The 728-nt window shown below is 44.2% G+C and carries 1 pseudogene; it reads right to left on the bottom strand.

The features are described from left to right. A pseudogene (locus tag ACS8FD_RS20320) lies at window positions 1-728 on the bottom strand (UvrD-helicase domain-containing protein); the annotation flags it as partial.

The following is a 728-nucleotide window of genomic DNA, read 5'->3' on the forward strand; positions in this document are numbered from 1 at the left end:
TTCCTCGTCCAAATGCGTAAAGAACGCTGTGCCATTTTGTTGAATGGCAGTCTGTATATTACCTATATGATTTACTTTAGTAGCAAGACCTGCATTCCAAGTCATCCCTTGCGCTTTACGATAGTCTTTATCAAAGTACGGCTTTACATCTGTTAGATCACAGTCTTTAAAATCCTCTAATGCATGCTGGTAGGCGGTAAAGTCTATTGGCTCGCCCAAATCAACAGGCTCAATTGGTGTGGAGATAAACTGCAGTGACTTTTGCGCCACGTTTAGGTGATCAGCGGGCGTGGTCAGACGATTGGTATGCTGTAATAATTGATATATCTCAGGCTGCTGATAGTACATATAACTATGATGCGCACGTACGGCATCATGAATGATACTCTCTATCACTGTCTGCTCATCGTCGCTGATTTGCATACCCTGCTGATGTCCCGTCTCCGCGCTATACTCAGACAACCATTTTTGCGACAGGCTATCTAATGTACCAACAAACAGCTTATCTAACGTCGTCAGTACCAATGCACAGCGCCTGATAGCATCGGCTAAAGGATATTCTTCCGTATGATCCAATAGGTATTCAATCAGATGGCTGTTGATAGGATCTGTCACTAGATTCGCTGTTCCTGCCAGCTTTGCTTGCTGCTCTAGCCATTGCAAGCGTGCTTGCTTCTGCTCAGGACTTACTTTACTCGTCTCTTTGGCTTTTTTAGCATTATCAGTGG

This window comes from Psychrobacter sp. 1U2 (assembly GCF_051847575.1).